Genomic DNA, 26,436 nt, shown 5'->3' with positions numbered 1-26,436 from the left:
TCTAAACGGCAGTCGTTGCTTTTACAGTAGTCTTAGTAGGGTTATAAACTTCCCAGATAAAAAACAGGATTACAATAACGTACTCAACAGCCACTAGCCATAAGTTTTCCTTGAAACTGTCTGCGCCATAGGCGCTATAACTTAACATCACAGTTGCACTCCATACAAGCGGAAAGCGATAGCGCGTAAACACACATAAAAGTAAGGGTGTGGCAACATACCACGGATGGACTGTGGTAGACATCAAAAAGTAAAAGGAGATACTAATGAGTATTGCGGTAATAGTTGCTTGCATCGATCTGTTATTTCTAAGGAATGCTATAACTATCAAGAAGACTAACACAATCTTAGGAAGTAAAGGACCAACGTCACCTATGATGTTCCAGCCAATGGTTTGATAGCCTATGTATCTAATAATATAGTAGACACTAGCATTGAACTCAAATTTCTTAAACCATAGCGCAATAGATGCTCCAAAGTTTTCGGCAAACTCATTTGTTAGGAACGGTAAGAAGGTAACTATAACCACTCCAATCACAATTAAATAGAAATAAATGAGACGAGGTAGGTTTTTTGTTATTTCGCGAAAGCGGACTTTCCAAGGATATGAGCTTCTAAAATGTGTTGTTTTTCTATCACCACGAGTTAAGAAGTATTGCATGAAAAGAGGCAGAAAGAGTAGCGGTAATAACTTAGTAGATATAGATAATGCTATCATCACAGCGCTTAATATCCACTTGCCTTGAGCCAGTAAATACAATGATAAGACTACAAAAAACAACATGACAGACTCAAAGTGCAGATTGCCTGTCATCTCAATGATGATAAACGGATTAAGTCCGTACCAGAAGATATTATGAATGGGTAAGCCTAATTTTTGTAATAATTTCTTACCGTAAATAATAATCCCAATATCTGCCAGAATAATAGTTATTCTAAACACGATAGCCGCACCAATGATGCTATTGCCAGAGAATAATCCTGCGATGGCAAATATAAGTTGGTTTACGGGTGGGTAATTTGTAAAGTGGCTTCCATTAAGTGCTCCCATCCCCTCATAGAGCTGTCTTGCTTGAGCTACAATCTCAATGTTACCTGATTCTATATAGCTTTGAGGAGTGGTTAAGTACGGGTTAAGACCCTGTGTAAGCATCCGTCCGTCCCAAATAAAGCGATAAAAATCTTGAGAGAGATTTGGGATTACTGGTATAAATATGAGTCTTAATGCTACGGCAAAAACGAGTAGCAAAGAGAAGTCATTTTTGCCTTTGCTTACTATGAAGTAAAAGCAAGCAAAAAGTATGCTGTACAGACTTAGTAGGAGTGCGGTGTTAGCTCTTTCTAGTTGAAAAGCAAAGAGATAGTAGGTTACTAAGGAAACAATCGCTAGTGCAATAGGAGTTTTTTGATATTTCCAAAGACGTTCTATCACGCTTTACTCGTAAGAGATTTAAAAAATACAAATCCAAATCCCATGAACAACATTAGGTGAAAAGGGAATAGCCCAAAGTCACCACCTTGATCTCCTACAACCGAGGCGTAGTACATCCCAAAACCAAAGTATAACATCAAAAGGCCTTCAAAAATTACATTGATTGATATGTTCTTTTTGAGGTATTTATTGCCTTTCCAAGAGTCTTTGAGTTCGCTTATGTTAAACTTAGGTGTGCGTATAAAATCACTTCGTTTACCTAGGTGGCCTTCTATTACTGCAATAGAGTTGTGAAGTGAGAATCCCATAGCAATACTAAAGAATACAAAGAACATCCCTGTGTATTTAAAGAACTGCTTGAAACCTCCGCCATAAATGCTTTTAAACATAAACCAATAGCAAATAAAGAAAATTACACTGCTTATCACAAAGAAGGACATCACATAAAAGTATGGCTTTAAATGTGCGTATTCGTTCTTGATGTGTAACATAGGTATGCTCAATATTGCTACAATAAGAACATTTAAAAACATGGTACTATTTAAAAGGTGTAGTAAGCCATGCATTTTTGTTTTTGGAGAAATGGTTTTGCTCGTCAAAACCTTTCTAGACATTTTCTGGAAATTCTCTGCTCCACCCTTATTCCATCTAAATTGTTGAGAGCGTGCAGCACTTATTACTACTGGCAGCTCTGCAGGAGTTTCTACATCCTCTAGGTATTTGAATTTCCAGTTTTTGAGTTGGGCACGGTAGCTTAGGTCAAGATCTTCTGTAAGGGTATCACCTTCCCAGTTTCCGGCATCTTCTATGCACTGCTTGCGCCACAATCCAGCAGTTCCGTTAAAGTTTATAAAATGTCCTTTACTATTTCTGCCTACTTGTTCTAGTGTAAAATGTGCGTCAAGAGCAAAAGCCTGCACTTTTGTGAGTAAAGAATAATCTCTGTTTATGTGTCCCCAGCGTGTTTGTACGACGCCTATATTGCGATCCTTAAAGTAAGGGACAGTGCGTTGTAACCAGTTAGGTTCTGGAAGAAAATCTGCATCAAAGATGGCGATAAATTCGCCCTTTGCAACCTTAAGCCCTTCTTTTAAAGCTCCTGCTTTAAATCCCGAACGGTCTGTACGAGTAACGTGTTTTATGTCTAGCCCTTTATCGCTAAGGCGTTTTATGTGATTTCTTGTGGTTTCAAAAGACTCATCTGTACTATCATCTAGCACTTGGATTTCTAGCTTATCTGCAGGGTAGTCTAAGAGGGCAATATTATCTAGTAAACGCTCCATTACATACAGTTCATTATATACTGGAAGCTGTATCGTTACAAACGGAATCTGTGCAGGATCTTTAAAATTAAATAAGACAGCGTCGTCTTTCTTGCGTTGTGCTCGCAAGTAATTAAAAAGTAAGTTGAGCTGGGATAAGCTATACGCAAATATGATAATAAGCGAAATCGTGTAAATAACAATAATTACGGTTTCTAATATCATTTCTTAAAACTGTATTTAAAAATCCATCCTAGTATTTTAATTCCTGCCATTACCGCACCTTTTACGGTGCCAGAGACTTTAGAAACACCTATGCGATTGCGATAAGTTACCGGGACTTCTATATAATTCATCTTTTTCTTTAAAACCTTGAGTTGCATTTCTACCGTCCACCCATAGGTTTTGTCTTCCATCTGTAAAGCTAGTAAGCTATCGTATTTCATAGCCCTAAAAGGGCCCAGATCTGTAAAATTTGCCCCAAAGAATAGCGTCATTAAGGTAGTAGCAAGCCAGTTTCCAAAAATTTGAGGAGTGGTCATTGATCCGCTTTCGCGAAAGCGTTTGTCTCTAGCACCTATAACCATGTCGTAATCTCCATTGATAATAGGGGCAACTATCTTAGTAAGCTCTTCTGGATAATCACTATAATCACCATCCAGAAAGACAACGATATCTGGGCGTTGTGCAACATCATCTATACTTAAGGTTGCAATATATTCCATACCCTTGAGGCAGGCATATCCGTAACCTTTGCGTTCTTCTCTTAATACAGTAGCGCCATTTTCTCTAGCGACTTGTTCTGTATTATCTGTAGAGGCATTACTCACTACAATAACTTCACTCACAGTAGTAGGAATGTCGCGTAGCACATGACCAATGGAGTCTTGCTCGTTGTAAGCTGGTATTATTACTTTAATAAGGGGAGTCATAACGCTAGTAGAGTGATACATCAGGATTATCGCGGCGGAAATCACGTATGCTTGTCCACGCGCCTTTTAATTGATTCTTCTCGTATTTTTCTACCTTAAAAAGTTTTTTGTTTTTATATACGAGACAGAAACCATGTAAATGATTGTCAACGTACTGGCTTTTTCTTGTTTCTTGGCGCGCAAGGTCGTAAAAAATCCACCAATTTTGGGCAATTCCGTCTTCATAATGCCCTTCTTTGGTTAGTTTTCCTTGATTATTATAATAATGCCAGTATTTTGATTTCTTATTAGTTTGATAATGTCCCTCGGCGGCAATGGTGCCATTCTCGTGATAAAATTTCCAGTATTCTACCTTTTGCTTTCCCATTATCCATCCTTCTGCTTTAATGGTGCCATCATCATGATATTGCTTGCTATACATTCTCGGCTCTGGGAGTGAAAATGCTATAAAAGCTAGTAAGATCGTAGTAATTGCCTGCGCTGTCATACGAGTGTTAGACGAGAGAAATTTGAGGCACTAACACAGAACACGTATTTTTAATAAAAAATATCTAATGAATTTAAGTTTCTGGGAGCGAGAATCGTGGTTTAATAATGTTGATTACACCATTGTAGGCAGCGGTATTGTGGGTTTAATGTGTGCAATACGCTTGCGCGAAAAAGATGCCAACTCAAAAATAGTGGTCTTAGAAAAAGGATTACTTCCTAATGGGGCAAGTACAAAAAATGCTGGTTTTGGATGCTTTGGGAGTATTTCAGAATTATTAGAAGATCTCAAAACACACACAGAAGAAGAGGTCGTGTCGCTAGTAAAGCAACGTGTGGAAGGTTTACAGCTTTTGAGAAGTATGTTGGGAGATGAGAAAATAGACTACCAAGAACATGGAGGCTATGAGCTATTTACCTCAAATGATAACGTGCTGTATGAGGAATGTGTGAATAATCTAACTCGTATAAACAAGTTGCTATTTTCCATCTTTAATAAGGATTTGTACACGCTCGAGGATAATGCATTTGGTTTTCATGGTGTAGAAGAAAAGGTGATTTTCAATAATGGAGAAGGTCAGATTGATACTGGAAGGATGATGAGTGCACTTCTCAAACTTGCACAGTCTAAAGGAATATTCATACTAAATGGTATGACCGTAAACTCTTATAAAGAAGGAGCCGAAGGTGTCGCAGTTGTAACAGCGCAGAATACATTCTTTACAAAAAAGCTTTTCATTGCTACAAATGGTTTTGCAAGCACGCTAGGCCTTAGCGAAGTGAAACCAGCGAGAGCACAGGTGTTAATCACACATCCTATTCCAGAACTCAAAGTGAAAGGCACTTTTCATCTCGATAAAGGGTACTATTATTTTAGAAATATAAATAACAGAATTCTTCTAGGTGGAGGGAGAAATCTGGATATACAAGGAGAGGAAACGATGGTGATGTCTCAAACAGCACTTATTCAAAATGAGTTAGAACGACTGCTTGCTGAGGTGATTCTACCTCATACGCCTTATACTATTGATCATAGATGGAGTGGTATCATGGGTGTGGGTATTCAAAAAAAGCCCATTGTTAAGAAAATATCTAAGCATACTTATTGCGGAGTACGACTAGGAGGAATGGGAGTTGCCATAGGAAGTACTATAGGTAAGAATCTCGCAGATTTAATTTAGAATTTTATAGCTAGCAATTGTAACCTTTTATGTGTTTACACGTATAATATGTTTATTGTCACATTATCATTGGGAAGTAATTTATGAATCATCAAGAAATAAAATTAGAACTCTTTACAAACTGCAAGCAGTGGATTGCAAACCGTCGCAATAAGGTAGAAACTGTGATTGCAGATATTATGGAATCTCTAGAAGACGAGACTAAGAGCTCGGCGGGAGATAAGCATGAGACTGGGAGAGCAATGCTGCAGATAGATCGTGAGCAAGCTGGTGAGCAATTGAAAGAAATAGGAAAGATAGAAGATGCCTTATCTAAAATTGATTTAAAGATAAAGAGTCAATACGTGCGTTTAGGTAGTGTAGTGCATACCTCTACAAATCGTTTCTTTATCTCTGTTTCTGCAGGAGAAATTAAGATAGAAGGAAGGCCTTATTATGCGATAGCCCTAGCGTCACCTATGGGCCAGTTATTATTAAGTAAGAAAAAAGGTGATGTAGTACGCTTTCGCGAAAGCGATATTACCATTACTTCGGTGTACTAATTTTCAAGCCTAGTGCGACATTAGTATACTTAGCATACGGGTCTGATGCGTTAAAAAGAACTGTTGTGTCTCCTACTAGAGCGGTTACCAAATAGTCCGAACCCATGAAATAGCAATCTGTAACGATTGCTATTTTTCCATCTGGTACTGTAGTAATCTCATGAGGATGTAATAATAAAGTGTTATCACCTTTGTAATTTTTAAAAAACCAAGTTTTAGGCAGTTCATTAATATCTCCGAAAAGCGAACCCACATAATAGTTGGGCGGGTTTTTATATAGTTTTAATGTTTCCTCATGGGCGATTACTTTGCCACCTTTCATCACTACCGTTTTATCCATAAATGCTAGCACATCTGTACTATCATGAGTGGCAACAAGGCAGGTGATTTGTTGTTTTTTTAGGTAGCTAAATAACCTACGGCGTAATTTATTTTTTCTAAAGTTGTCTATATGTGAGAATGGCTCGTCTAGGAGGAGTAATTCTGGTTCCTTTGCTAGGGTTTGTGCAAGTGCAACTCGTTGCTTTTGTCCGCCAGAGAGTGTTTTTACGTGTGCATTTGCATACGCCGTCATTTCTACCACTTCCATGAGCTCATCTGTGCGTGCTTTACTCGCTTCTGGCTCTAGTCGGCTTAAATATTTATTAATATTTTCTGCTACCGAGGTGAACGGCATGAGGTCAAAATCTTGAGAAAGATATTTTATAAAGGGCATTCCTGGTATCAGATGATCTTCTGGACCGGTGATTTTTTCTTCATTCCATGTGATAGACCCTTCATCTAGGTCATAAAGCCCGTAAACCATTTTGAGTAAAGTGGTCTTGCCACAACCACTTTCTCCTATGAGTGCGATATGCTCACCCTGATTGATAGACAGGTTGATAGCCCCTATTGTAAAGCGGTTAGAAATATGAAATAGTACATCTGTTAATTTAAGCATAGCAATTACAAAAATACAGATAGCGAATCAAGAAATAGAAGTGATAGAAAAAATTAAGGTAAGCTGTATATTTGCGACCTACTTAGACTATGAAATTATATCCCCTTTTTTTTACTCCACACTTTAAATACCGCCTTTGGGGTGGTGATAAATTGCGCACAGAGCTCAATAAAGAATTTGATGGGGATCAGATAGGTGAATCTTGGGAGGTTTCTGATGTAGAAGGAAGCGAGACCCAAGTTTTTAATGGACCTCTTGCAGGTAGTACCTTGCATGAGCTTATTACCAGCTTTGGAGAGCAATTTTTAGGAGCATCGGTACTTGAGAGATTTGGTACAAATTTTCCTTTGCTTATTAAGTTTCTAGATGCAAAAACCCCGCTTTCTGTACAAGTTTACCCTGATGATAAAGTAGCAAAGGAGCGCCATAATTCATTAGGTAAAAACGAGATGTGGTACATCATGCAAGCAGATCATGATGCTAGTATTATTGTTGGTTTTGAAGAGGACACCTCAAAAGAACAATATGAAGAGGCTGTAAAAAGCGGAGATATAGTCAACCTATTGCATACAGAATATATAAAAGAGGGTGATATCTTCCACATACCCACAGGTAGAGTACATGCTATAGGTGCAGGAGTTTTACTGGCTGAGATACAGCAAACCTCAGATGTTACTTATCGCATTTATGATTATAATAGAATAGATGCAAAAACCGGTGCTTTACGAGATTTGCATAGTGAAGAGGCTATAGATGTGGTAGATTTAAAGGGATATGACACTTATAATACTCCTTACAAAACCCAAATTAACAATGCGGTGCCTATTATGGATACACCGTATTTTCAAACAACATTATTAGCGGTAGAAGGTGAAACAGACAGGGATTATAGTGACAAAGATTCTTTTACAATTCTTATTTGTGTAGATGGTAACACAACATTCTCATGTGATGATAAGGAGTATGCTTTACAAAAGGGGCAGACTGTTGTATTACCTGCGGTAGTAAATAAACTTTCATTTACTAGTAGTCATGCAAAAATTCTAGAAGTTACTGTTTAATAAGTTCGCTTTCGCGAAAGCGTAGGTAAATAGTGTCTATATAGTTAAAGAAACGTGAAACGGAACGCAACTTATAGTACACCCTCTATTTTTGTTTAAATTCATTATACTGTGCTCAGATTTATTTTTATTATCCTTTTTGTGATTGCCTTAGATATATATGCTTATCAAGCATTTAGATTTCTCGTAAAAGGCCGCTGGGGAACCATTTTATATTTCTTGATTACCGTTTTTGTAATAGGAGGGATGATTTATCAATTCTCTACTGGAGGGCGCCGTAATATGAGTATGTTAACACAATTCTTTGTGGTTTCATTTATCATTTTAATGGTTTGTAAGTTAGTAATTATTGCAACCATGTTTGGTGAAGATATCTTTAGACTTATAAGAGGGGGAGTACATAAAATCTCCTCAAGCTCAGAAGGTAAAGCAATACCTTCACGCCGTAAATTTGTAAGCCAGATTGCACTAGGACTAGCAGCAATACCATTTGCTTCTATTTTATACGGCGTTATAAAAGGGCGTTATAATTTTAAAGTCCTCAAGTATACGCTCACCTTTGATGATCTTCCAGCTGCTTTTGATGGGTATAAGATTACTCAGATAAGTGACATACATAGCGGCAGCTTTGATAACAAGGAGAAGGTGAATTATGCTATAGATCTTATCAATGAGCAGGCTAGTGATGCTATCTTATTTACTGGTGATATGGTGAATAATGAGGCAAGTGAAATGGATCAATGGCAAGACTCTTTTGCACGTTTACAAGCAAAGGATGGTAAATTCTCTGTATTAGGTAATCATGATTATGGTGATTATGTGCAGTGGCCTACGCCTCAAGCAAAGATCGATAACCTCAATAGACTCAAGGAGATCCAAAAAGAAATGGATTTTAAGCTATTACTTAATGAACATCACTTTATTAAAAGAGATGGAGAGCGCCTTGCAATTGTAGGGGTAGAAAACTGGGGTGAAGGCGGATTCAAAAAAGCAGGAGATCTCAATAAAGCAATAAGCGGGTTAGATAAAAAAGACTTCAAGATATTAATGAGTCATGACCCCTCACACTGGGAGTTTGAGGTAAAAGATCATCCAGACCATTTTCACTTAACGCTTAGTGGTCACACCCATGGCATGCAATTTGGTATTGAGATACCAGGTTGGTTTAAATGGAGCCCTGTAAAGTGGCGTTATAAATACTGGGCAGGTATCTATGAAGATGCAAAGCAGTATATAAATGTAAACCGCGGTTTTGGGTATCTTGCTTTTCCAGGAAGGGTAGGAATATGGCCTGAGATAACTGTTATAGAGCTGAAAAAAGGGAGTGCAAACGCATAATACCAAGAAAGTGCTATCTTTACTAAGCACGCAATCCCTAATTGATTAATAAAATCCATAGGTATGTCAAAATTTGGAGAACTTATAGACTTAAATATTCCGGTACTGCTAGACTTTTATACAGACTGGAACGAAAACTCAATGGCAATGCACCCAGTACTTAGAGAAGTAGCAGCTGCTATAGGAGATAAGGGTAAGGTAATTAAGATAGATGTAGATAAAAATAACAAGCTAGCAGAGGCACTGCGCATTAAAGCTTTACCTACACTTATTATTTATAAAAACGGGGAGATGATATGGCGTCAAAGCGGGGAGCTAGATGCAAATACCATTATTGGTATTATGGAAGAGTATTCTTACTAACATCATCATAATTTTCCAAAGCCAAAACCAGCATTTTCAAAATACTCAATAGCCTTAGGAAGTGCATACTGCAAGTTCTTATATGCTTTTACACTGTCGTGAAAAACGATAATATCTCCATCCTTTGCAGTATCAATTACATTATGTAAACATGCTTCTGGAGTAAGGCTTGATTCCCAGTCATAAGCAACTACGCGATACATTACGATTTTATATCCCATCTTGCGCAATGCAGATGCTTGAGTGCGCTTTATTTTTCCATATGGTGGTCTAAATAGCGTACTTGATAATGTATCAGGATTACGTTCTATATGCTTACTCATCTCAAGTTCGGCGAGATGTGTGTTTTTTAAATACGTATCGTTATCCGTTTTCCATCCCTGTAAGTGATTGTAGGTGTGATTTCCTATGGCGTGACCTTCAGCAAGGATTCTTTTAAACACCTCTGGATGCTTGCGCACATTATCACCTATGCAAAAAAAAGTAGCAGGAATGGGGTTGTCACGCTTTCGCGAAAGCGTATCTAAAACAAAATCGGTTACCTCAGGAATAGGTCCGTCATCAAAGGTGAGGTAGATGGTTTTCTTGCCTTTTGGTCTGCTCCATAAATACCAACTTGGATACAACCAGGTAAATATGGAAGGTACTCGCGAAGGTTTTAAAAAGCTCATCTATAGTCGTGTCTGATCTTTGCTAAGAGAGTACATAACTCCTGCACCTAGACATACAAAAATGACAACGAGTGATAACCATTCTGGGAAGGGATAGTAATGACCTACAATAAGTTTTGCAGCGACAAATAGCAGTATTACAAAAACACTATACTTAAGATACTTAAATCGCTCTAGCATATTAGCTAGGAAGAAATAGAGTGATCTTAAGCCCATAATGGCAAATATATTTGAACTGTATACTATAAATGGGTCTTTTGTGATAGCTAGTATCGCTGGTATGCTGTCTAAGGCAAATAATAAGTCTGTGAGTTCTATAGTAACCAGTGCGCCAAATAAGGCTGTAAAAACGCGCTTTCCATCTACTGTAGTGACCCAATTATCTCCGTCTATTATTTTTGAAAATTTAAACCATTTTGCAAGCCCTTTTGGCTCCTCATTCTCTACAGGCTCTTGGTCATCTTTGAGCATCTTAAACGCTGTAAAGAGTAGGATGCCTCCAAAAATGAAGTGCATTCCAGGTATTTTATTAATAAGCGTAATGCCTACCCCTATAAGTAGTGCTCTAAATATGATGGCACCTAAAATCCCTAAAAACAATAGCCTATGTTGGAACTGGCTTGGAATCTTAAAAGAGGTGAAGATTACTGCAATCACAAATAGATTATCTACGCTAAGCGATAGCTCAACAAGATAGCCTGTTAAGTAGGTGACTACTGCTTTTGTGCCAGAATAATCATAAGGATTTGCTACTAGTCCTGAGCTATAAAACCAATAAATAAGCCCTCCAAAGAGAAGGGCATTGGTGATAAAAAAGATAGTCTCGTACGATGCTTTTTTAACGCTTATGGTTGTCCCTTTTTTATGAAGTACAAAAAAGTCTATAAGCAGTAGGATAATTATATAGCCTATTAATAAAGCCCATGGTAAAATACGCTCCTGCATCGTTGAGGTTAGTTTAAGTCTGTTAGTACTTCATCTTTTACACTGTCTTGCGCTGGGATCTCAATGGACGGTTCAGGTAGTGTTTCAAGTAATTCTTGAGGAACTTCTTCTCCTTCATCATCATCGCCCATTAAATATGGGAACGTGCGCATGTAGTTATCAAAGACTTTTGCTTCTTTTTCAAACAGTTCTCTATCATCATTTATAATAAGAAGGTCTACAAGACTTCTGTACTTTTCAATATTAGTCAAGATCTCTTCATAATATTTGTATTGAAGCTCTTCATCTACATTGCTAAAGTAGGTGAGTTGCTCTTGATACTTAGCAGCAACTTCTTTCCATATGTCTCTAGCGCGTTGTGTTTCTCCTATTTCATAATATCCAGTGATATATGGTTCTACAAGGGTGTAAAACTCAAAGATATCCACCGGCATTTTTTCCATCGCGAGGTCCATGATTTCCTTTGCTTTTTCTGGCTTGTTTTCTGCGAGAAGTTGCTCTACTAGACGTGCCATGTTCCCTCTATAGGTTATAGCATTAGTGCGCGTCTCACGATCGTGATAGATGTCTGGGCTTCCGCTGTTACCCCAGTACCATTTCTTTACAATGTCATACATCTTATCTGCATCTACGCGTCCCATATCATAAGGATTACGAGGATCGATAGGAGTCCTTATAGGAATGAGTTTATAAGCTACACCATCCAATTGTAGATAGTCCTTCATCCATAAGTAGTCATCATCACCAAAGCTTCCTCCAGTAAAATAAATAGGTCGCTCCCAGTTGTTGCTAGCAATGATGTCTAGCATAAGTAGTCTATTCTTGTAAAGAACATTTCCTTTAAGTTCAATGTCTATGTATGGTACAATTTGATCTGCATCATCCATAGGTACAATCTTGTTCTTGAGTACAGTTTCTTTATTTACAGGAATACGTATCTTTTTACTAGGGAAGGTGTTAAAAAACTGGCCTTTTGCGTACTCTACCTTTGTTCTAGGATCATCACTAGCAACAAAACCCATCCATTGCGAGATAGGAATAATAGAGTCCTTGGTTTCTTGATAAAACAGGGCTTCTCTATTGTCTGCCGCATACTTGTCATGTGTAAGCGAACTAGGCACCGGCGGACTTTTATATGCCGCTCTCTTCATCTGGTCGTAGTACCAGTCTGTATTAATCAAACTTGTATTCACAATACGTACGTCGGTACGATATCCTTCAATTTCTTGAGCATACCAGAGTGCAAATGTATCATTATCACCTATCGTAAATATTATGGCATTCTCATCTACAGAATCTAGATATTTCTTTGCCATGGCTAGTGCCGTTTTCCTTCCTGAGCGATCATGGTCGTCCCAGTTTTGAGAGGCTAGCAATACAGGAGCAGCAAGCAAACATATGGTAGCCACGATAGGCATTGCTATTTTAGGTTTTATAAAATCTTTTACAATGTCAAATAGCGCATACACCCCAAAGCCTATCCACATCGCAAAGACGTAAAAGGATCCCACTAGAGCATAATCACGCTCACGGGGTTCAAAGGCACGTTCATTTAAGTACACTTTTAATGCAAGACCTGTGAATAAGAAGAAGACTAGTAATACTGCAAAGCGTTTCCAGTCTTTACTTGCGTGAAAGAGTAGGCCTAATAATCCAAGTAATAATGGTAGGAAGTAATAGGTGTTACGGGCTTTATTATCGGCAACGTCAGACGGTAGGTTGTCTTGTGGCCCTAGGAACATACTGTCTATAAAGTCTATTCCAGAAATCCAGTTTCCGTTGAAGTCATCGCCCTTACCTTGTATATCATTCTGTCTTCCTACAAAGTTCCACATGAAGTATCGCCAGTACATATACCCAAACTGGAAACTAAACATATAATTCATGTTTGCTGCAAAAGATGGTTTTTCAACATCGAGATATTGACCTATCTGGCTTTTTAAAAAGGCATCATAACCTTCATAATTTACTTTTCCTTCTCTATAGTCTATCTTAAATTGCGTTACAACATCTTGAAGATACTGGCGGTCTTCCTCTGGCATCTCAGGATCATACTTGATACTAAACTTTAAAGGACCCGTATACTGCATGTAATTTGCATTGTTTTCCGGACTCCACATTCTTGGTAAGATGGCATTATGGGCATCATCAAGATTTTGCTTTGCATTACGCCATTCATTTACCACTACATATTTTCCAAGAGCTTCGTCTTTCTCGTACAACTTTGGTTTGTCAAGGTATGGCGTGTCTGGATCTAGCCCAGAATAATCTGAGGTAAATTGTGGTCCATAAAAGAGTTTTGTTTCGGCATATTGCTCACGGTTATAATATGCAAGTAATGATCGAGCATTTGACGGGTTGTTCTCATTAATGGTAGTACCTGCATTTGCACGTATAGGAAGCATCATCCAACTAGAAAACCCTATAAAGATGTAAAGCATGCAAAGTAGCATGGTGTTAAGGAGTGGTTTGTTAAGTTTTCGCGAAAGCTTAAACCCATACACAAATAACCCTACAAGAAGTAAACCTGCTATAATGGTACCGCTGTTAAAAGGTAGTCCCATAGAGTTTACAAAAAAAACTTCTAGGTAACCAAACAATGATAACGTATATGGTAATAGTAATTTGAAAATGAACATCAAGATGGCAACCACAATAACCAGTGCTATGATAAGATTTTTAGGAGTTACTTTTTCTGTATTCTTGAAGAAATAGAGTAAGCCAATTGCTGGGATGGTAAGTAGTCCCATGAAGTGAATACCAAATGAAAGTCCTACAATAAAGGATATCAATATAAGCCAGCGATTACCTCTAGGTTCGTGCATATCACGCTCCCACAACAACCCTAAGTAAAATAAAAGAGAGAGTACCACAGCTGCTGGAGCATATACCTCTGCCTCTACGGCGTTAAACCAAAAACTATCTGTAAACGCAAATGCAAGCGCACCTATAGCAGCACTAGCAAGTATTGCCTGTTGCTTTGTTTTTGTAATGAGTTCCTTATTGATGGTAAGCGCTCTCGTAATTAATAAGGTGAGCGACCAAAACATAAAAAGTATAGTAAATGCACTTGTAAGACACGATAGATAATTTACTGCAAGTGCTATGTAGGTAGCATCTGGTGCAAAAATAGAAACAAAGGCTCCTAGTATTTGGTAAAGTGGTGCTCCAGGTGGGTGGCCTATTTCAAGTTTTGAGGAGGTAGAGATGTACTCTCCGGCATCCCAGAAACTCGCTGTGGGCTCTACGGTAAGAGAGTAAACAATAAGGGCAATGGCAAATACTGTCCAGCCTAATATCTTATTATACTTCGCAAAATTGAAGTCGGTCATATTGTATGTTTTGTAAAAGGACGAAGTTAAGCAATACGTGTGATTTGTGGTAACGTCATAGAATCATTAATTATTGAGTTTGAAAAAAGTTTTTTTAACCTAGAATGCCATATTTAATTCAAATTCAAATGCTTGTGTGTGCTCATGTGATTTTGGGGTAATTTTTATTTTAAAAAAATGAGATTTTTTTAAAATAATGTTTGGATTATTAAAACTTTGGTTTAAATTTGCACTCGCTATCACAAAATAGTGGCCTATGGTGTAACTGGCAACACGTCTGTTTTTGGTGCAGAAGAGTCTAGGTTCGAAACCTAGTGGGCCAACAAGAAACCCGACCTTTTATTAGGTCGGGTTTTTTTATGCGCTCAAGTTTTGATAATATTCTTCCATCTAATTATACGGGCTCAATGCTATCTGCGTATTACTATTTTACGCTATTGCGTGTCCTAATTAATCTATTTCATCTTTTGACTCATAAAGTCTCTTAAAAAAGTTATACTATTCTAAAAACCAATTGTTCTAGTGAACCAAAAGAGTAGTTTTAAGTGTAAAAAGAAATAATTATGGATAAAGATAGTAGGTCATCGATTATGAATGAGGAGCAATACGAGGCATTAAGGGGTGAGGGTATGAGTAAAGAGAAGGCTGCGCGTATTGCAAATACACCAGATGCTAGTAAAAAAGGAGGTGCCTCAAAGCCTTATGAAGAGCGCTCTAAGGAGGAGTTATACGATCAAGCTAAGGATTTGGAGATAGATGGTCGTAGCACAATGGATAAGGAAGAGTTGATAAAAGCTTTGAGAGAGGATCGTTAATTTATTCTAGGCTTTCGCGAAAGCGTAAAAAATCTAGAGCACATCAAGCGTGAATATTCCCTCAAATAGTCAGTAATGAATTGTGCTCTAAACTATATTTTAAATTCTGAAAGTAATTACGGGTCGTTTTGCGTGATTTACGAGTCCTTCACTTAATGAGCCGTTTAAGAAGTGGGCGAGCCCTTTGCGCCCGTGGGTGGCGATACCTACAAGACCAGAGTCAATCATCTCTGCAAAATGGAGAATCCCACTTTCTATGGTATTGTCATTATAGATGTTTAAGGTGCAGTTTTCTACATGTCCTTCTATATCCATGAATTTTTTCATTTGTTCTTCCACCTCGTGGGTTGATCTAAAATCTCCAGGTGTGTTAACATAAAGGGAGTGTAGTTGTGCATTGTTGGCTTTGGCAAATGCTATAGCTTGTTTAAAGGCATTGTGGCTATCTGCTTGAAAATCAAGTGCATAAATAAAATTTTTAATTTCAAACTGCTCATGTCTATTTTTAATAATGAGTACTGGGATTTTAGAATTACGCACTACTTTTTCTGCATTTGAACCAACGAAAAACTCGTGCAAACCGCTATCTCCGTGGGAGCCCATGACAATGAGATCTGAGTTGTATTTGTTTACATAATCCATGATTCCTTCAAACGCACCATCAAACTCTGCGCTTTCTTCAACAACTACTCCATCTAGAAAAGGGGCGCTCATCATAGATTCAAATCTTTGATGGGCTAGTTTCATGAAAAAAATGGCTTCTGGAAGTTCGCTTTGGTTTCCTGTGACGGCGTCTACTAATGTCATGGGTAGATCTACCATGTGAAGTAAATTAATAGATGCATTGTGTTTTTTAGCAAGGTCTGCGGCAACTCTTAATGCGTTTTCAGCCTGTTCAGAAAAATCGGTAGGTACAAGTATCTTTTTTATCATGCTAATAATTATTTAGTGAATCTGGCTTTCAAGATAGACGCTTTGTCGTCTTGTAGGGCAGATGTAAATACTCATTAAGAAAGGCATCTTAAATTTACAAAATAATACGCAGGGTTTTAGGCTTTTAAAAACGGATAATTTGTAGTATATTTGCACCGTTGAAAGACGAAGTGAATACAGAGGGGACAGCGGTCCCCTCTTTTTATAGGCTTATATGTTGAAGGAAAAAGTAACCAATTTACTACAGGAAGCGCTGGATGAAAATCCAAGTTTATTTTTGATTAGTCTTGATATTCAAGGGAATAACGAGGTTAAAATTATTATAGACGGTGATAGCGGTGTGACAGTTGAGGATTGCATGGCGGTGAGTCGTAAGGTGGAGCATAACTTAGATCGTGAGGAAGAAGATTTCTCGCTAGAAGTGATGTCTGCTGGAGCTACGAGCCCATTGGAAATACCAAGACAGTACAAAAAGAATGTAGGAAGACACCTAGAAATGAAGACGCAGGAAGGTTTGAAAATTGAAGGATTGATGACCGAGGCGACAGATGAAGGTGTTACCCTTACTTGGAAAACAAGAGAGCCTAAGCCTGTAGGTAAAGGAAAAGTAACTGTCGAAAAGATAGAGACAATACCTTACAGTGAGATAGTTCAAGCAAAAGTGATGATTAAATTTTAACAAATGTTGATATGGAGAATTTAGCGTTAATCGATTCTTTTTCAGAATTTAAGGACGATAAATTAATAGATCGTGTAACCTTAATGGCCATCTTAGAAGAGGTGTTCAGAAGTACGTTAAAGCGACGTTTTGGAAGTGATGATAACTTTGATATTATTATAAACCCTGATAAAGGAGATCTTGAAATCTGGCGTAACCGTGTGGTTGTTGCAGATGGTGAGGTAGAAGATGATAATGAAGAGATTTCATTAACTGATGCTCGTAAGATTGAGGAGGATTTTGAAGTAGGAGAGGATGTGTCTGAAGAGGTAAAGCTTTTTGACTTGGGTAGACGTTCTATCTTGGCATTACGTCAAAATTTAATTAGTAAGATTCATGAGCATGATAATACTAACATATACAAGCAGTTTAAAGAGCTTGAAGGTGATTTGTATACTGCAGAAGTGCATCACATTAGACACAGAGCAATAATTTTACTTGATGATGACGGTAATGAAATTATCTTACCAAAAGATCGTCAGATTCCTTCAGATTTTTTCCGCAAAGGAGAAAATGTTCGTGGAGTAATTGAAAGCGTTGAGTTAAAAGGTAACAAGCCTTCTATTGTAATGTCTCGTACATCTCCATTGTTTTTGGAGAAATTGTTCGAGTCGGAGATACCTGAGGTTTTTGACGGTTTGATCACGGTGAAAAAGGTTGTGCGTATCCCAGGTGAAAAAGCTAAGGTAGCGGTAGATTCTTATGATGATCGTATCGATCCAGTAGGAGCTTGTGTAGGTATGAAAGGTTCTCGTATTCACGGTATTGTGCGTGAGTTAGGAAATGAGAATATTGATGTGATAAATTACACAACAAACCTTAACTTGTACATAACTAGAGCTTTGAGCCCTGCCCGTATTACAAGTATTAAGATTAATGAGGAAAATAAAACCGCACAAGCAGTGCTTAAGCCTGAAGAGGTGAGTAAAGCTATAGGTCGCGGTGGTCATAACATTCGTTTGGCTGGACAGCTTACTGGATATGAGATTGACGTTTACAGAGAGGGAGTTGAAGAAGACGTTGAGCTTACAGAATTTTCAGATGAGATAGAAGCGTGGGTTATTGAAGCTTTCGCGAAAATTGGTCTTGATACAGCAAGAAGCGTATTAGAGCAAGATGCAGAAGATCTTGTACGTCGTACAGATTTAGAAGAAGAAACAGTTCTTGATGTGATGAGAATCCTCAAGGCAGAATTTGAAGAATAGAGTACCCTGCATACGGAAGTAAGTAGGTTAAGAATAAAATTTAGAGCAGTTTATGGCAGCAGCAACAATGCGATTAAACAAGGTATTACGAGAAATGAACATTTCTCTAGATCGTGCCGTTGAGTTCTTAGGAACTAAAGGTATCGAGATAGAGGCGCGTCCGACTACGAAAATCACTACGGAGGTTTACGAGGTGCTTTCGGGGGAATTTCAAACGGATGCCAATAAGAAAGTAGCTTCTAAGGAAGTTGCCGAAGCAAAAGAGAAAGAGAAGGAGGCACTGCGCGCCGCTCGAGAAGTTGAGATCGAAGCAAAAGCTGAGGCAAAAGCCGAAGCGCCTAAAAAACAAGAGGTAGTTAAAGCTAAAGCACAGCTTAACGGACCTAAGCAAGTAGGTAAAATTGATCTTAGTAAACCAGCAGGAAATTTAGCAGATCGTAAGGAGGCTAAAAAAGAAGCTAAGAAAGAGGTGAAGCCAGCAGAAGAAGTTAAACCTGTAGAAGAGGTGAAGGCTAAAGAAGCGGCAACTCCTAAGAAAAAGGAAGCTCCTAGTCCAGCAAGTGAAGCTAAGAAAGAGGGTGGTAAACCTGAAGTCAAAGCTAAAGCTCCTGAGAAAAAGGAAAATCCTGCGGTTAAAAAAGAAGATGCAAAAGCTGCAGATTCTAAAGCTAAGAAAGAAGAAAAGGAAGTGCGTCTAGGAGATGAAGTTCTTAAGACGGATTACAAAAAGCTTAACGGTCCTAACTTTACAGGGCAAAAGATTGATCTTTCTAAGTTTAAAAAACCTGAGAAAAAATCATCTTCTTCAGATGATAAGAAGAAACGTCGTCGTCGTATAACAAAACCAGGAAGTACTGGTGGTTCAAAGCCAGGAGGAAACAATTCTCGTGGTGGTAATAATTCACGAGGAGGTAATAACTCTGGAAAAGGTAGAGGACGTGTTGTTAAGGCTGAGCCTACTGAAGAAGAAGTACAAAAGCAAATACGTGAGACTCTTGAGAAACTTCAAGGAAAGTCGAGCAAAGGTAAAGGAGCAAAATATCGTCGTGATAAGCGTGATCAACACCGTCAGAAGACAGAGGATGATCAAGCACAGCAAGATATAGAAAGTAAAATCCTTAAAGTAACAGAGTTTGTTACTGTAAGTGAGGTTGCTACTATGATGGATGTGGGTGTAACGCAAATTATATCGGCATGTATGTCACTAGGAATGATGGTAACAATGAATCAGCGTTTAGATGCTGAGACGCTTACTATTGTTGCAGATGAATTTGGCTATACAGTTGAGTTTGTTACTGCAGATCTTGAAGACGCTATTGAGGATGTTGTGGATTTACCAGAAGATCTAAAAGAAAGAGCTCCTATTGTAACCGTAATGGGTCACGTAGATCACGGTAAGACATCTTTACTGGATTATATCCGTGAGGAAAATGTAATCGCAGGAGAGAGTGGTGGAATCACACAGCACATTGGTGCATATGGTGTTGAGCTTTCTAATGGTAAGAAAGTTGCTTTCTTGGATACTCCAGGTCACGAAGCTTTTACAGCCATGCGTGCACGTGGAGCCCAGGTAACAGATATTGCTGTTATTGTAGTGGCTGCAGATGATAGTATAATGCCGCAAACTAAAGAGGCTATCTCTCACGCACAAGCTGCTGGAGTGCCTATTGTTTTTGCAATAAATAAAATTGATCTTCCAGCTGCAAATCCTGAGAAGATTAAAGAGGGACTTGCTCAAATGAATCTTCTAGTAGAAGATTGGGGTGGAAAAATTCAATCACAAGAAATTTCTGCTAAGAAGGGAACGGGTGTAAAGGAACTGCTTGAAAAAGTATTACTTGAAGCCGAGCTTCTAGAGCTGAAAGCAAACCCTAACAGAAATGCAAATGGAACTGTCGTTGAGGCATTCTTAGATAAAGGGCGTGGATATGTATCTACTATCCTAGTGCAATCAGGAACACTTAAAGTGGGTGATTATGTTTTAGCTGGTACTACTTCAGGTAAAGTAAAAGCAATGCATGATGAGCGCGGTAAAAAGGTTAAAAAGGCAGGTCCTTCAACACCAGTATCTGTGCTAGGACTTGATGGAGCACCACAAGCAGGTGATAAGTTTGTTGTAATGTCAGATGAGCGTGAAGCAAAAGATATTGCTACTAAGCGTACTCAATTACAACGTGAGCAGAGTGTGCGTACACAGCGTCATATTACACTGGATGAAATAGGACGTCGTATTGCATTAGGAGACTTTAAAGAGCTTAATATTATCCTTAAAGGTGATGTTGATGGTTCTGTGGAAGCGCTTACAGATAGTTTCCAGAAGTTGTCTACAGAAGAAATCGCAGTAAACATTATACACAAAGGTGTTGGTGCGATTACAGAGAGTGATGTGCTCCTAGCTTCTGCATCAGACGCGATAATTATTGGGTTTAATGTTCGACCAGCTGGTAATGCGAGACAAGTAGCAGATAAAGAAGAAATCGATATCCGTACCTACTCAATTATCTATGATGCGATAAATGATCTTAAAGATGCAATGGAAGGTATGCTTTCTCCAGAGATGAGAGAAGAGATATCTGGTACTGCAGAAATACGTGAGACATTCAAGATATCTAAAGTCGGTACAATCGCAGGTTGTATGGTGATGAGCGGTAAGATCTTTAGAAATTCTAACATACGTCTTATTCGTGATAGTGTAGTGGTTTATACTGGTACTCTTGCGGCCTTAAAACGCTTTAAGGATGATGTTAAAGAAGTTGCAAAGGGTTATGACTGTGGTATGCAAATCAAGAATTACAATGACATCAAAATTGGTGATGTAATCGAGGCATTCCAAGAAGTAGCTGTTAAGAAGAAGCTTAAATAGTAGAACAACATATTGAGTTATATAAATCGCTTAGGAGTAATCTTAAGCGATTTTTTTATGCGCTTTCGCGAGAATGTGGCATACTAATTAGAATGTCGCTTATTTTATCCTAGTTATCTCAATTGAGTGTGGTTGTTTGATTACAGTAGTGGGTTCTAATATGCTTTAGGATGTATTGTTAGTGATGTGGTGGTGGATGTTCTTTTGGCTTTATGGGTGTCTTTTAATGTGCTTTATTGAAAAGAAGTAGTTTTCTGAATTAAGCATAAAAAAACCCTTAAAAACAGTTAAGTTGATAAGGGGTGTGATTGGTGTGGTGATTCTTTAGTCGCGGCTACCTGGTTTGACGGGGAAAGCGTTTGGAAAGTCTTTCTTGATTTCCATAAGAGCTCTGTCTGTCTCGCGTCTGTTTTTGAAACTGCCTATCCATACTTTATAATTAGGTGTTTCGTGTTTTATAGACGAAGACCATGTGCCTACACGATTTCTGTATTTTTTTAATGTTGAGCTTGCGGTATTTAAGCTTCCAGAATAGATTTGTATTTTGTATCTATCTGTTAACTTCCCTTCTCTTTCAAGGTTACTTTTCAAATCAAGAAGCTCAGTGATTCTTTCATCTTGATTTATAGTGGATTGGGCGGTTTGTGCTTTCGCGAAAGCGAAGGAAAACACAGTGGCGGCTAGTGCTAATTGTATGTTTTTAAACGTAATGCCGTTCATAGTTGTTTTATTTTTTGTAAAGGTAAAAGATTAAAACTTAAACAAATTAAAATTATTATTTAGAACTGTTATAAATTAATAAGAACCCTCTCAAGGTGTCTTTGAAAATGCAGTTTGTGTAGTATTTTTGCTAACCATTTTGCGTGCGAGATTAACAAGCTATTAACAATGCTATTTGTCTAAAATCGTGCCATCTTTTTGAAGCTAATTCAATATTAATATGATACAGGTTAAACGCCAAAATTCATTCTCAAGAGTCCTTGCCCTAGCCGTGGTGGTGATTCTTACACTTTCAAGTTCTCTTTTTGCGCAAGACGCGCCTGTTGCTGATGCTAAGGCTGGTGAAGCTTTATTTAAGGCAAATTGTGCTGCTTGTCATAAACTGTATAAGCCTATGACGGGGCCGTTACTTCATCAGGTTTCTGAGAAGTATGACCGTGAGTGGCTTTATAAGTGGATTAAAAATAGCCAAGGGCTTATTAAGTCTGGAGACCCTCTTGCTGTAAAAGTATATGAGGAGAATGGTAATAAGGTGATGAACTCTTTTCCTGCGTTATCAAATGCAGATATAGATAATATCCTTGCTTATACTGATACTCCAAAGCCAGAAGCTCCGGCTCCTACTACGGCTGTTGGTGGCGCAGACGGTAATCAAGGTGGTGGGGTTTCAAATAATCTTATCCTTGCAATTCTTGGGTTTGTGTTGTTGCTTCTTGTGGCTGTGTTGTTTCTGGTAAATAACACGCTAAATAAGTTTGCATCTGCTCAAGGGATTGAAATGCAGGTAGAGGAGAAGCGTAAACCTATATGGAAAGCATTTGTTGAAAATCAATTTTTGGTTTTAGTGTCAGTAATCTTCTTGTTGTTGGGTAGTGCTTACTTCGCTTACGGGTGGATGTCACAAGTAGGAGTTGATCAGGGTTATATGCCTGTGCAGCCAATACATTATTCACACAGAATTCACGCTGGTGAAAATGCTATTGAGTGTAAGTATTGTCACTCGTCTGCTAGAGTGTCTAAGCATTCTGGTATTCCTTCTCTTAATGTGTGTATGAACTGTCACAAGTCTATCGCAGAAGTTGCGGGTCCAGAGTCTGAGTTTACATCTGTTACTGAGGATTACTCAAAAGAATTTTATGATAAAGAAATTCAGAAGCTTTATAAAGCTGTAGGTTGGGATGAAGCAACACAATCGTATACTGGGGAAACTCAGGCGGTAGAGTGGGTGCGCATTCATAACCTTCCTGATTTTGCTTATTTTAACCACTCTCAGCACGTGAGTGTTGCAGGTATCGAGTGTCAAAAATGTCACGGTCCTGTAGAGGAGATGGAGGTTATGTATCAACATGCTCCTCTTACAATGGGATGGTGTATTAACTGTCACCGTGAGACTAACGTGAAAATCGAGGGTAATGAGTATTACACGGAGATTCATGAGCAACTTGCTAAGAAGTACGGTGTTGAGAAGGTAACAGCTGCTCAAATGGGTGGTCTGGAATGTGGTAAGTGTCACTACTAAGAAGTGTGGATCATATCCTTAAGGGTGTGTGTTAATCAAAACGAATTATCGATCTAAAGAGGATCACAATTAATAAATTAAGTATATGTCATCAAACAAGAAATACTGGAAAAGTGTCGATGAGCTCCAAGGAGACTCGTCTATCGAGGCGCTAAGACAGAATGAGTTTGTACAAGAAATTCCGACAGATGAATTTTTAGGTGATAAGGAAACGCTTGAGTCTTCAGAAACAACACGTCGTGATTTCTTGAAGTATGTAGGTTTCTCTACTGCCGCAGCTTCCCTCGCAGCTTGTGAAGGTCCTGTTATTAAATCTGTTCCTTACGTGGTGCAGCCAGAGCAAATTGTTCCTGGTGTAGCGGACTATTATGCAACGACAATTGCAGATGGTTTTGACTTTGCAAGTGTTCTTGTAAAGACACGCGAAGGTCGCCCTATCAAGATTGAAAATAACGATCTTGCTAAAGGTGGTTTCGGAGCAAATGCTCGTGTTCATGCTTCTGTTTTAGGAATGTATGATACTAATCGTGCGCAATTCCCTACTGCAGCTGGTGAAGAAGTTTCTTGGTCAGATATAGATAAGGGTGTTGTAGGTGCTCTTGAAGGAGGTAAAAAGGCGGTTTTGCTTACGCAAACATTTGCTAGTCCTTCTACAGATAAGCTTATAGAAGAGTTTAAAGCTAAATTTCCAAATGTATCGCACGTAGCGTACGATGCTGCTGGAGAGCAATTTGCTTTGGATGCTTTTGAAATGAAATACGGTTTCCGTGCATTGCCTGATTATGACTTTGCGAAAGCAGATGTTATAGTTGCTGTAGGTGCAGATTTTGTAGGAGATTGGAATGGTGGTGGATATGATTCTGCGTACGGTAAGAAGCGTGTTCCTAAAAATGGAAAGATGTCTAAGCATTTCCAGTTTGAGGCAAACATGTCTCTTTCTGGTGCAAATGCAGATGTTCGTGTGCCATCTACACCGTCGCAACAAAAATTAATAGTACAAGCTCTTGCTGGAGGTTCTGTATCTGGTTTGCCAGAGGGAATAAAGGCAAAAGTTGCTCAAGCTCGTAAGGCTTTACTTGCGGCTGGAGATAACGGACTTCTTATAACGGGAGTACAAGATGTAGCAACTCAGAAAATAGCGCTTGATTTTAACGCTGGTAAGTCTGTAATGGACACTGCTAAGCCTAAGATGACTCGCTCTGGAGATGCACGTAAGATCATGCAGCTTGTAAAAGATATGAATGCTGGGCAAGTAGGAACTCTTATTATGGCGGGTGTAAACCCAGCTTATAGTTTGCCTAATGCTACAGAATTTGTTGAAGGTCTTAAGAAGGTAGAGGTTTCAGTTGCTTGTTCTATAAGAGCAGACGAAACAGCTGCATTAGCTACGCATATAGCTCCTGTGCCACATTACCTAGAATCTTGGGGGGATGTGCAAATCAAAATGGGAGAGGTAAGCCTTCAGCAGCCTACGATAAAAGAAATTTTTAACACGCGTCAATTTCAGCAGAGTTTGTTGACTTGGATGGGTGAGGATAAAACATATTACGAGTATCTTAAGGAGACAATGACTGCGGCTGGACTTCCTTTCAATAAGTCTGTTCAAGCTGGTGTTGTTGAAACTAACGCTTTCGCGAAAGCGGTTACACCTTCAAATACATCAATTACTTCAGATGCTGGATTATCGAGCACATTACAAGAAGGAACTGGTGATTTTGAATTGACGTTGTACACTATGACATCAATGGGTGACGGTACGCAGGCAAACAATCCTTGGTTGCAAGAGATGCCAGATCCGTTAACACGTTGTACTTGGGATAACTACTTGACAATGTCTGAGGCTGATGCCAAAGAGAAAGGATTGTGGTTTGATAGAAGTACATTCTTTACAGAAGCACGTCACAATGCAAATGGTGGTCTTAATGGTCACTATGCAAATGTTACTGTAAACGGTGTTACCTTAGAGAATGTTCCTGTAATGATACAGCCAGGTCAAGCTAAAGGATCTGTTGGTCTTGCGGTTGGGTATGGTCGTAAAAACGGAATTCAAGAGGAGATGCAAACGGGTGTAAACGCATTCCCGTTAATGCAGAACTTCCAGACAACTCAAAAAGTATCTATTGAAAAGGTAGGTGGTGTACATGAATTTGCATCTGTGCAACTTCATAATACGTTGATGGGTCGTGGAGATATCGTAAAGGAAACTACGCTTGAGATTTTTAACACAAAAGATAAGCACTCTTGGAACGCTGTTCCGGAGGTAAGTAAAGGTCATATAGAATATGAAGTAACTTCACCAGAAGTTGATCTTTGGGATGAATTTGATCGTTCTGTTGGACATCACTTTAACCTTGCTATAGACTTAAATGCATGTACCGGTTGTGGTGCCTGTGTGATTGCTTGTCACGCTGAGAACAATGTTCCTGTAGTAGGTAAGTCAGAAATACGTCGTAGTCGTGATATGCACTGGTTGCGTATTGATAGATACTACTCTTCTGAGGAGACTTTTGAGCTTGATGATACTAAGAAAAATGACTTCAGTGGGTTAGGTGGTGATCAAGGTTCTCTTGGAGGATTTGGTGAGCTAGAAGATCCAGCGGCAAACCCGCAGGTTGCTTTCCAGCCTATCATGTGTCAGCACTGTAATCATGCACCATGTGAAACAGTTTGTCCGGTTGCAGCATCTGCACACGGTAAGCAAGGTCAAAACCACATGACGTACAACCGTTGTGTAGGTACAAGATATTGTGCAAATAACTGTCCATATAAGGTACGTCGTTTCAACTGGTTCTTGTATAATGGAAATGATGAGTTTGATTACCACATGAATAACGACCTTGGTCGTATGGTAATTAACCCAGATGTAACTGTACGTTCACGAGGAGTTATGGAGAAGTGTTCTATGTGTATTCAAATGACACAGAAGACTATTCTTGATGCTAAGCGTGAGGGGCGTAAAGTGAAAGACGGAGAGTTTGCTACGGCCTGCTCTAACGCTTGTACTAGTGGAGCTCTAGCCTTTGGAGATATAAACGATAAGGAGAGTGAAATTGAAACGCTTAGAAAAGATGATCGTATGTATCACTTGCTTGAGCATGTAGGGACAAAACCTAATGTATTCTACCAGACAATGGTACGTAATACAGAAGAAGCATAATAACAACTAATCTAAAGACTA

Annotated in this window: 21 protein-coding genes and 1 tRNA gene; 12 read left to right on the top strand and 10 right to left on the bottom strand. The window is 38.7% G+C overall.

The window, feature by feature from the left end:
• Position 1: 1 nt before the first annotated feature.
• The 4 genes from SJY23_RS03175 to SJY23_RS03160 are packed head-to-tail and all read right to left on the bottom strand — an operon-like array spanning position 2 to position 4,113.
• Complete coding sequence (locus SJY23_RS03175) at positions 2 to 1,432, bottom strand: mannosyltransferase (RefSeq protein ID WP_396597416.1); 1,431 nt, start codon at positions 1,430 to 1,432, stop codon at positions 2 to 4.
• Positions 1,429 to 2,919 (bottom strand): cellulose synthase family protein, encoded by a 1,491-nt coding sequence (locus SJY23_RS03170; RefSeq protein WP_396597415.1) that lies wholly within the window; start codon positions 2,917 to 2,919, stop codon positions 1,429 to 1,431. Before SJY23_RS03170 ends, SJY23_RS03175 begins: the two co-directional genes overlap by 4 nt.
• A complete protein-coding gene (locus SJY23_RS03165; RefSeq protein WP_396597414.1) occupies positions 2,916 to 3,626 on the bottom strand; it encodes a glycosyltransferase family 2 protein in 711 nt (236 codons plus the stop codon). The genes SJY23_RS03170 and SJY23_RS03165 overlap by 4 nt, the downstream gene beginning before the upstream one ends.
• Before the next feature lie 4 nt (positions 3,627 to 3,630).
• A complete protein-coding gene (locus SJY23_RS03160; RefSeq protein WP_396597413.1) occupies positions 3,631 to 4,113 on the bottom strand; it encodes a toxin-antitoxin system YwqK family antitoxin in 483 nt (160 codons plus the stop codon).
• Between the two features lie 67 nt (positions 4,114 to 4,180).
• On the opposite strand from SJY23_RS03160, the gene SJY23_RS03155 reads away from it, so the two are divergent.
• Both SJY23_RS03155 and SJY23_RS03150 read left to right on the top strand, forming a co-directional pair.
• A complete protein-coding gene (locus SJY23_RS03155; protein WP_396597412.1) occupies positions 4,181 to 5,293 on the top strand; it encodes an NAD(P)/FAD-dependent oxidoreductase in 1,113 nt (370 codons plus the stop codon).
• 83 nt (positions 5,294 to 5,376) lie between these two features.
• The gene (locus SJY23_RS03150) at positions 5,377 to 5,835 is read left to right on the top strand and encodes a 3-oxoacyl-ACP synthase (RefSeq protein WP_396597411.1); all 459 of its coding nucleotides are present in this window, start codon (positions 5,377 to 5,379) and stop codon (positions 5,833 to 5,835) included.
• Here SJY23_RS03150 and SJY23_RS03145 read toward each other — a convergent pair.
• Positions 5,819 to 6,775 carry an ABC transporter ATP-binding protein gene (locus SJY23_RS03145; RefSeq protein WP_396597410.1) on the bottom strand — a complete coding sequence of 319 codons (957 nt, stop codon included), beginning with the start codon at positions 6,773 to 6,775 and terminating at the stop codon, positions 5,819 to 5,821. The two genes, SJY23_RS03150 and SJY23_RS03145, sit on opposite strands and share 17 nt — an antisense overlap.
• 89 nt (positions 6,776 to 6,864) lie before the next feature.
• Here SJY23_RS03145 and SJY23_RS03140 point away from each other — a divergent pair, with 89 nt between their 5' ends.
• The 3 genes from SJY23_RS03140 (at position 6,865) to SJY23_RS03130 (ending at position 9,537) form a co-directional block, all read left to right on the top strand.
• Positions 6,865 to 7,836, top strand: a complete 972-nt coding sequence (locus tag SJY23_RS03140; RefSeq protein WP_396597409.1) for a type I phosphomannose isomerase catalytic subunit — start codon at positions 6,865 to 6,867, stop codon at positions 7,834 to 7,836.
• 111 nt (positions 7,837 to 7,947) lie between these two features.
• Complete coding sequence (locus tag SJY23_RS03135) at positions 7,948 to 9,174, top strand: metallophosphoesterase (protein WP_396597408.1); 1,227 nt, start codon at positions 7,948 to 7,950, stop codon at positions 9,172 to 9,174.
• Between the two features lie 63 nt (positions 9,175 to 9,237).
• Complete coding sequence (locus tag SJY23_RS03130; RefSeq protein ID WP_035335604.1) at positions 9,238 to 9,537, top strand: co-chaperone YbbN; 300 nt, start codon at positions 9,238 to 9,240, stop codon at positions 9,535 to 9,537.
• A gap of 5 nt (positions 9,538 to 9,542) precedes the next feature.
• Here SJY23_RS03130 and SJY23_RS03125 read toward each other — a convergent pair whose 3' ends face one another.
• The 3 genes from SJY23_RS03125 to SJY23_RS03115 are packed head-to-tail and all read right to left on the bottom strand — an operon-like array spanning position 9,543 to position 14,485.
• Positions 9,543 to 10,208, bottom strand: a complete 666-nt coding sequence (locus SJY23_RS03125; RefSeq protein WP_396597407.1) for a polysaccharide deacetylase family protein — start codon at positions 10,206 to 10,208, stop codon at positions 9,543 to 9,545.
• Positions 10,209 to 11,153 (bottom strand): TerC/Alx family metal homeostasis membrane protein, encoded by a 945-nt coding sequence (locus SJY23_RS03120; protein ID WP_339846809.1) that lies wholly within the window; start codon positions 11,151 to 11,153, stop codon positions 10,209 to 10,211.
• Positions 11,154 to 11,161: 8 nt separating this feature from the next.
• On the bottom strand, positions 11,162 to 14,485 hold the full coding sequence (locus SJY23_RS03115) for a DUF2723 domain-containing protein (protein ID WP_396597406.1): 3,324 nt from the start codon (positions 14,483 to 14,485) through the stop codon (positions 11,162 to 11,164).
• Positions 14,486 to 14,735: 250 nt separating this feature from the next.
• Between SJY23_RS03115 and SJY23_RS03110 the strand changes: the two genes are divergently transcribed.
• Together SJY23_RS03110 and SJY23_RS03105 are read left to right on the top strand one after the other, a co-directional pair.
• Positions 14,736 to 14,808: transfer RNA gene (locus SJY23_RS03110), tRNA-Gln, on the top strand.
• Positions 14,809 to 15,048: 240 nt separating this feature from the next.
• Entirely contained in the window at positions 15,049 to 15,300 is a 252-nt protein-coding gene (locus SJY23_RS03105) for a Rho termination factor (protein ID WP_396597405.1), read from the top strand.
• A 99-nt stretch (positions 15,301 to 15,399) separates the two neighbouring features.
• On the opposite strand, the gene SJY23_RS03100 is transcribed toward SJY23_RS03105, so the two are convergent.
• Positions 15,400 to 16,233 carry a universal stress protein gene (locus SJY23_RS03100; RefSeq protein WP_396597404.1) on the bottom strand — a complete coding sequence of 278 codons (834 nt, stop codon included), beginning with the start codon at positions 16,231 to 16,233 and terminating at the stop codon, positions 15,400 to 15,402.
• Positions 16,234 to 16,447: 214 nt separating this feature from the next.
• On the opposite strand from SJY23_RS03100, the gene rimP reads away from it, so the two are divergent.
• From rimP to infB, 3 genes are read left to right on the top strand one after another with little or no spacing between them, the layout of a single operon-like run.
• Positions 16,448 to 16,912 carry a ribosome assembly cofactor RimP gene (rimP, locus tag SJY23_RS03095; RefSeq protein ID WP_035335609.1) on the top strand — a complete coding sequence of 155 codons (465 nt, stop codon included), beginning with the start codon at positions 16,448 to 16,450 and terminating at the stop codon, positions 16,910 to 16,912.
• A gap of 11 nt (positions 16,913 to 16,923) precedes the next feature.
• Positions 16,924 to 18,156, top strand: a complete 1,233-nt coding sequence (nusA, locus tag SJY23_RS03090) for a transcription termination factor NusA (RefSeq protein ID WP_396597403.1) — start codon at positions 16,924 to 16,926, stop codon at positions 18,154 to 18,156.
• 52 nt (positions 18,157 to 18,208) lie between these two features.
• Complete coding sequence (infB, locus tag SJY23_RS03085; protein ID WP_396597402.1) at positions 18,209 to 21,019, top strand: translation initiation factor IF-2; 2,811 nt, start codon at positions 18,209 to 18,211, stop codon at positions 21,017 to 21,019.
• 324 nt (positions 21,020 to 21,343) lie between these two features.
• Here the strand turns inward: infB and SJY23_RS03080 are convergent, their stop codons facing one another.
• Complete coding sequence (locus SJY23_RS03080; RefSeq protein ID WP_396597401.1) at positions 21,344 to 21,739, bottom strand: SPOR domain-containing protein; 396 nt, start codon at positions 21,737 to 21,739, stop codon at positions 21,344 to 21,346.
• 220 nt (positions 21,740 to 21,959) lie between these two features.
• Here SJY23_RS03080 and SJY23_RS03075 point away from each other — a divergent pair, with 220 nt between their 5' ends.
• Complete coding sequence (locus SJY23_RS03075; protein ID WP_396597400.1) at positions 21,960 to 23,258, top strand: c-type cytochrome; 1,299 nt, start codon at positions 21,960 to 21,962, stop codon at positions 23,256 to 23,258.
• Between the two features lie 85 nt (positions 23,259 to 23,343).
• Positions 23,344 to 26,415, top strand: a complete 3,072-nt coding sequence (locus SJY23_RS03070; protein ID WP_396597399.1) for a TAT-variant-translocated molybdopterin oxidoreductase — start codon at positions 23,344 to 23,346, stop codon at positions 26,413 to 26,415.
• Positions 26,416 to 26,436 lie beyond the last annotated feature (21 nt).

Origin of the sequence: Dokdonia sp. R86516 (genome assembly GCF_044596715.1) — a bacterium.
Taxonomy (GTDB): domain Bacteria; phylum Bacteroidota; class Bacteroidia; order Flavobacteriales; family Flavobacteriaceae; genus Dokdonia.
This window is presented reverse-complemented; position numbering and strand designations above follow the sequence as displayed.